The 6,617-nt window shown below is 69.1% G+C and carries 5 protein-coding genes; all 5 read right to left on the bottom strand.

Annotation, left to right across the window (positions count from 1 at the left end):
- Positions 1–297: 297 nt before the first annotated feature.
- A complete protein-coding gene (locus tag E3T24_RS12000; RefSeq protein ID WP_134367268.1) occupies positions 298–663 on the bottom strand; it encodes a cupin domain-containing protein in 366 nt (121 codons plus the stop codon).
- A gap of 134 nt (positions 664–797) precedes the next feature.
- Complete coding sequence (locus E3T24_RS11995; protein ID WP_134367266.1) at positions 798–2,756, bottom strand: hypothetical protein; 1,959 nt, start codon at positions 2,754–2,756, stop codon at positions 798–800.
- A 140-nt stretch (positions 2,757–2,896) separates the two neighbouring features.
- Positions 2,897–4,063 carry an alkaline phosphatase family protein gene (locus tag E3T24_RS11990; protein ID WP_134367264.1) on the bottom strand — a complete coding sequence of 389 codons (1,167 nt, stop codon included), beginning with the start codon at positions 4,061–4,063 and terminating at the stop codon, positions 2,897–2,899.
- 26 nt (positions 4,064–4,089) lie between these two features.
- Entirely contained in the window at positions 4,090–5,280 is a 1,191-nt protein-coding gene (locus E3T24_RS11985) for an alkaline phosphatase family protein (RefSeq protein ID WP_134367262.1), read from the bottom strand.
- Complete coding sequence (locus tag E3T24_RS11980; RefSeq protein WP_134367260.1) at positions 5,277–6,593, bottom strand: alkaline phosphatase family protein; 1,317 nt, start codon at positions 6,591–6,593, stop codon at positions 5,277–5,279. The genes E3T24_RS11985 and E3T24_RS11980 overlap by 4 nt, the downstream gene beginning before the upstream one ends.
- Positions 6,594–6,617 lie beyond the last annotated feature (24 nt).

The following is a 6,617-nucleotide window of genomic DNA, read 5'->3' as shown; positions in this document are numbered from 1 at the left end:
TCCGGGGCTCGCCCGAGGTGATGGCACCACCCTGGCTCGAGAGCGGCCCGCGTCGATGGCGAAAGACCACGAAATCGCGAATCCAGATGGCCGACGCCATCGAACATAAAAACATCACCCGCGACGACCAGTAGCCGGACACGTAGCGCGACGCCAGGAGGGCCGAGAATTCCGGCCATGGAAGTCGGAGAAGCACCGGGTTGGAGAAGCACCGGGATTGAGAGGCGCCACCTGGATACCGCGTGGGACGACGTCCAGGTGGCGGGTTGGAACCGGCTGGAACCGGCTGGAACCGGCTTACTTGGCCGGTGGCACCCCGTAGGCCTCGGCACTGGCGAACTCGATTGCCACCCAGGGTTCCTCACCCACGACGTGGGCGTCGTGGCCTGGCGGGATCGTGTACGAGTCGCCGGCCGTGATGGTGGCTCGAGTGCCGTCATCCAGCACCGTTTCGAGGGATCCGGAGACGCAGTAGCCCACGTGCGGCAGCCGGAAGGATTCCGTCTGCACCACCGGTTTGATGCACTCGGACCAGGACCAGCCTGGCTCCATGGTCATCCGTCCGATGGTGTACTCGCCCAGACGGTTGAGGTCCAGGTGGGTCTTCTCCGGAGTACGGCGCTCATCTGGAGCATCGAGGGGCTTGACCTGCAACTTGTTCATCGTGATAGATATCTCTTCCTCCTGCTTCTGGAGGGCCTGTTGACGAGGCTCAGGGCACGCGGCCCAGCGGGCGTGGACGGCCTGTAAGGATTCCAGAATAGTCACCCGGGAGAGAGATTTACAGGGGGTCGGGCCTAGGCTTCCATGTCGTCATGGGTGACGATCCGGCCCAGCTCGATGCCGCCATCCGGAAGCTGCCAGAAGTGCATCCGACGCGCGGCCGGAGTGTTCTGCTCGATCGAGACCCGCATGCAGCGGGCGCCGTCCCAGCGCAGCAGATGCGGATCGGCCGGACCTGCACCCTGGCGCAGAGCGTGCAGGTGCCGCCCGGTGAGGGTCTTCACCCGCCCGGTCAGCACGTCGACGGATGCCTTGAACGCCTTGGCCAGCTGGCCGTCGTCGAGCCCGGCCAGGGAGTCGGGGAACCGCTCTCCCAGCACGTAGCTGTGCGGCAACGGCCATTCCTCGCGGTCCGACTCCGGAACACGGTCGACCCAGGCGAGCAGGATTTCGTGGCGCACCCAGCCGGCCGGGTCCTCCCACTGCGCGCGCCGGGTTTCGTATTCGCTCGCCGCGACCGGGGTGGGCGCCGTGCGGCGGGATTCCCGCAGCATCCGTCTCTGGGCTCGCTGGTCATCGCGCAATTCCGCGACCGTGTGGCGCAGGGTCGCGAGCTCGACCAGGGCGTCGCGCAGCTGCAGCTGAGCCGACCGGGCCTGCTCACGCAGCTTGGCCAGGTCGGAGTCGGTGGCCCCGGCCTCAACCAACTGGGTCTCGAGCCGGGTGATGCGCGCCTTCGCCTCGGCAAGGGAGAGCTGCGTGGACTGCAACGCCGAATGCGGAGCGGGTGCGGGAGTGGGGGTGACACGGAAGGGGATCACAGTCGACGTCGTGGCCGGACGGCGCACGGCGTGCATGCGGCCCGGTCCCGGCGACGGGCGCGGCAGCGGGGCGCGGGCCTCGAGCAGATTCGCGAGGGCGAAGGCCTCGGCGCCGTCCGCTGGGCCGGCGTCTCCGGAGGCGGATCCGCCGGCGGCGATCCTGCCCGCGCAGACCGAGTCCGCGGGCGTGAACCCGGCCACGGCGGGCTCGACAACAGGAAGGGACTCGACCAGGTCGACCACCTGAGCGGTCGGCTCGTCCTCTTCGACCAGCGGCAGCAGCGGACGGTTCTCCTGCAGCCACGGCGGGCCGTTGCGCACCGCGCAGAGCGACGGCAGCACGGTCTCGTCGTCGTCGACGTCGCTCAGGCACAGGTGCAGGGCGCCGCTGGGCAGGTGGATCACCCGCGCGGCCACCACATCGCCCTCGGAGAGGAGCGCGTCGACCTTGTCGAGCGGGTTGGCCGAGATGTCGGCGCGGGTGATCGTGAACTGCAGGTGCGGGTGCAGCGCCAGCACGGCGCGCTGGGCACTGACCTTCTGCACGAGGGCGAGGGTGATGCTGCCGTGCGGGTAGCGATTGGCGATCGCGGTCGTGGTCGGCGGCTTGTTCTCCACATTGAGTCGATGGGTGGGCGCATCGAGCGCACCCCGGATGCGCTGCCCGGGCTTGAGGGTCCAGTCCAGCGGCACCGGCGGGTAGGTCAGCTCCTGCCAGACCGTGGCCATGCCGCCGCCGTCGAGCTCGACCAGGGCGCGCGAACCGCCGAGCATGAAGCCCTTGACGGTGCCGTCGACGGTGATGACGGATGCCGGGGCGAGCGCGAAGAGGCCGGCCTGGTGGGCGTGGGCGAGGGCATCCGTGACCAGCTGGTCGGTGGCGTGCTGGGGGTCGCCGTGGGTGAAGCGAAGCCTCGACCGGGACAGGGTCGCGAAGGCGTCGCCGACCGGATAGGAGCGACCGGCGCTGCCGTATACCTGGAATTGCGGTGGGAGCAGGTCGCCGAGCTGGCGGGTGAGTTCGCCGGTCTCGATCAGGAAGACCCGGGTGACGTCACCGATCTGGCTGGAGAGTTGCTCGATCCCGATTTCGGGCACGGCGGTGCCGAACGGCGACGACACGACAACCCACGGTCGATCGCGGCCTGAATCGTGCAGCCCGATCGCAAGTTGTTGCACCGCGACGCTGTTGTCCACGCGGGTATACACCACTGTCTCCCCTTCCAGCCTTCGTGACGGGCTGTGATTCGAGGGTACGCCTGCCGCCTGTGAGAATTGTCCGCTCGTGCACCTGGCGGACACCGAAACGGGCTTTCAGCGTTAGCGCGCGGTGTTGAAGTCAGTGCACGGTGTTAAAATCGGTGCGCGGTGTTGAACACGTCCGAACCGAAACGGGCCAGGCCCGGGGTCGCCGCGTAGCCCAGATACGGCAGCGAGAAGGTGTCCTCGATCGTCGCCAGCAGACTGTAATGGTTGTACGGCGTGTCGGATGACGTGCCGCCGGCGGTGAACGGAGAGAGCACCAGGGCGCCGACGCGCCCTCCCCCGGGACCCTCGATGCCGGGACGGGCGGCGTTGGGTCCGGGCACTTCGCCGCAGCACGCGCTGGAGTCGGATTTCGCGCTGTCCGACTCGTCGAAGGTGATCACCAGCAGGCCGTCGGCCGCGAACGCCGGCGAGGCGAGGATGCGCGGCACCCATTCCCGCAGCCAGGCGTCCGCGCTGGCCAAACCGCCCGGTTCGCCGTCGACGCACGGGTAGTCGTGGCCGTCATGGCAGAGGTTCGGGCTGATCATCGTCAGGTTCGCTGTCGTCGACGCTTGGGCCAGGTCGCCCTCGAGCTCGGTCAGGTCCACCACGTTCCGGGCGCAGTCGGGCGAGCCCGTGATCCTGGCGAAGTATACGAACGGGTTGTGGCGGGCCGCGTACATGTCCCCGGGCCGGGCACGCTGAGTGTCGTCGACCGCACCGGGCGACGGATGCCGGCACGCCTTGCCCATGTCCTCGAAATACCCCTTCCAGCGCAGGCCCGCGGTGCCCAGCTGGTCGGCGACCGTGGGCACCCCGGCCGGGTACACGCATCCGTCACCGACCGCCTGATCGAAGTCGGCCGTGCCCGTCTGAACGAAATTCGTGTAGGTGCCGCAGTCCGCCTGGGTCTGCGGGTTCGGCCCCTGCCCGGAAATCTGCGCGATGTAGTTGGGCAGCGAGTGGTGCGCCACCCCGAAGTACTGGGTGAGCAGCACCCCCTGGTCGCGCAGGGTGCCCGACAGATACGGGGCCGTCGAATCCGCACTCCAGGTGCGGTCGTACCCCTTGTTCTCGAGGTTGATCACGAAGACATGCTGCACGCCCGGCCGGGCCGACGGGGTGGATGTCGCGGGCGGGGTGGATGCCGCGGACGGGACAGGTGTCGCGAACGGGTTCGCCCCTGGCCAGAACACGGCGGCGGACGCGAGCGCGAGAAGGAACAGCCCGACGACGGCGCCGAGGAGCCAGCGGCGGCGCGGTGATCCCATGCGCTCATCATGCCCCGGAATCGCCGTTACCGGTGGCGACCCCCGTTGTACACATCCAGTCCGAACCGGTTGAGTCCCGGCGTCGCCGCGTACCCCAGGTACGGCAGGGCGAAGGTGTCCTCGATGCTGGCGAGGAGGCTGTAGTGGTTGTACGGCGTGGTGGAGGTCGTTCCCGCCGCCACGAACGGCGACAGCACCAGGGCGCCGACCCGGCCGCCGCCGAGCCCCGTGATGCCGGGCAGCGGGCTGTTGGGGCCGGGGCCCTCGCCGCAGCAGGCGGAGGAATCGGTTTGCGGGCTGTCCGACTCGTCGAAGGTGATGACCAGCACGCCGTCCCGCTTGAACGCCGGTGACGACGTGATCGCAGGGACCCACCGCTTCAACCACTCGTCGGCACTGGCCAGCCCGCCCGGCTGCCCGTCGACGCAGGGCGCGTCATGGCCGTCGTGGCACAGGTTCGGGGTGATCATCGAGAGGTTCGGCGTGGTGGCGGTCGACGCCAGATCGGCCGTCAGCGCATTCAGGTCCACATCGTTCCGAGCGCAGTCCGGCGAGCCGGTGATGCTGGCGAAGTACACGAACGGGTTGTGCCGGACCGCGTACTGGTCCCCCACGCGCGCCTTCTGCGTGTCGTCCACAGCACCGAGTGACGGGTGCCGGCAGGAGGACCCCATGTCTTCCATGTACCCCTTCCAGGTACGCCCCGAATCGGTCAGCTGGCCGGCGACGGTGGGAACGGCGGCCGGGTACACGCATCCGTTGCCCACGTATTGTCCCGGGCTGGTCGTGCCCGCACCCACGAACGGCGAATAGGTCTGGCAGTCGGCCTGGGTCTGCGGGTTCGGGCCCTGTCCCGAGATCTGGGCAATGTAGTTGGGCAGGGAATTGTGGGCGACGCCGAAGTACTGGGTCAGCAGCACGCCCTGGTTGCGCAGGGTTCCGGCCAGGTAGGGCGCAGCCGACGCCGGCCCCCAGGCGCTGTCGTAGCCCTTGTTCTCCAGGTTGATCACGAAGACGTGCCTGGCCCCGGGCAGGGCGCCGGTGCCGGTGCCGCCTCCGGTGCCTCCTCCAGCCGCGGCCCCCGACCGGGCCTCGGCCTCCGGTGGGTCGATCATCTGACCCAGGGTCGCCGTCGCCAGCAGGATCAGGGCCGCGGCGGCCATCCAGCGCAGCCCGAGAGGTCGACGGATGCCGGGTGCCCCGCGCGTCACGCTCATGGCAGCATCCACCCGTCCGCGAGCGCCTTGTCCCTCAGGGCCGGCCATTCTTCGACCGAGGGCGTTCCCACCGGCGCGCAGGGCGCACCGGCCACGAAGGGCGGAACCAGGTATTTCGGGGCGAGCAGGTTCGGGGGGCTGGTGAAGTCCAGGACCTCCGCGATGTTGCGCGCGGCCGTGTCCCGCGGCGTCAGCGGCGGCAGATTCCAGCGCCACTCGATGGCTTTCAGCACGGAGGTGTGGTCGTACGTCTCGTGCGCGACATGGCGGCGCCGGGCGCGCGGCGAGATCACGACGGCCGGCACCCGGAAGCCGCGCAGGGCGTTGCCGGGATCGGCATCCGGGGCCGTGACCGGGGCGACGTGGTCGAAGAAGCCGCCCCACTCGTCGTAGTTGATCACGAACAGGGTGCGTCCCCACGCCGGGCTCTTCGTGACGGCCGCGTAGACCTCGGCGAGGAAGAGCTCACCGGAACGGATGTCGGCGTGCGGGTGGTCGTCACCGGAGGTGCCGGAGCCTTCGTCGGAGAACCGGGGGTCGACGAAGGAGACCTCCGGCAGGTTTCCCGACGCGCAATCGGCCAGGAAGTCGGCGTACGGGTGTGAGATATCGAGGTACTTCGTGCCCCAGAGCGCGGTGAACGGGATGTCGCCGTAGTAGTACTTGCCGCGCAGTCCGGCGTCGGACAGCCGGTCCCAGATGGTGGGCAGCGTGCTCGTGACCGTGGAGTTGTGGGTGCGGTCGGTGGCCCCGGCGTGCTGGTAGAACCGGTTGGGGTACGTTTCGGCCATGGTGGCCGCGAAATACCGGTCGCAGACCGTCCAGTCCGGTCCGGCCTGGCGGAAGAAGTCCAGATCCGTTGAATCGTAGTAGCCGATCGCGAAGGCGTCGCTCTCGCCGGATCGCAACCAGCCGTCGCACTTGCCCGAGTTGAACTGGATGCGGCCGCCCTCGTACGAGTGGTCGGGGTCAGGGTGCCCGCAGCCCTGGAAGTCCCCCAGATGATGCGTGGCGCGCCGGACCCGGTAGCGGTCGGTGTAGGTCAGCCCGGCCTGTTTGCCGTCCGCCCCAGGCATCCAGCCGAGGAAATGGTCGAAGGAGCGGTTCTCCATCATGAGCACGATCACGTGGTCGATCCCGGAATCGGCCGGGGCTGGCAGGGTGGCGGTGACGCCCGGTTGCCGCGCGCTGCCGGGGTGCCCTGCCGCGCCGAATCCGGCGCCCTTCGCGGCGCCGGCCGCGCCGCCGGCGGCCATGGCCCCGGCCGCCATGGTGCCGACCGTGGTCAGAAATTGTCGTCGAGTCGCATCCATTTGATCGACTAGATCACGGGCAGG

The organism is Cryobacterium sp. TmT2-59 (assembly GCF_004403545.1).
GTDB classification, from domain to species: Bacteria; Actinomycetota; Actinomycetes; order Actinomycetales; family Microbacteriaceae; genus Cryobacterium; species Cryobacterium shii.
This window is presented reverse-complemented; position numbering and strand designations above follow the sequence as displayed.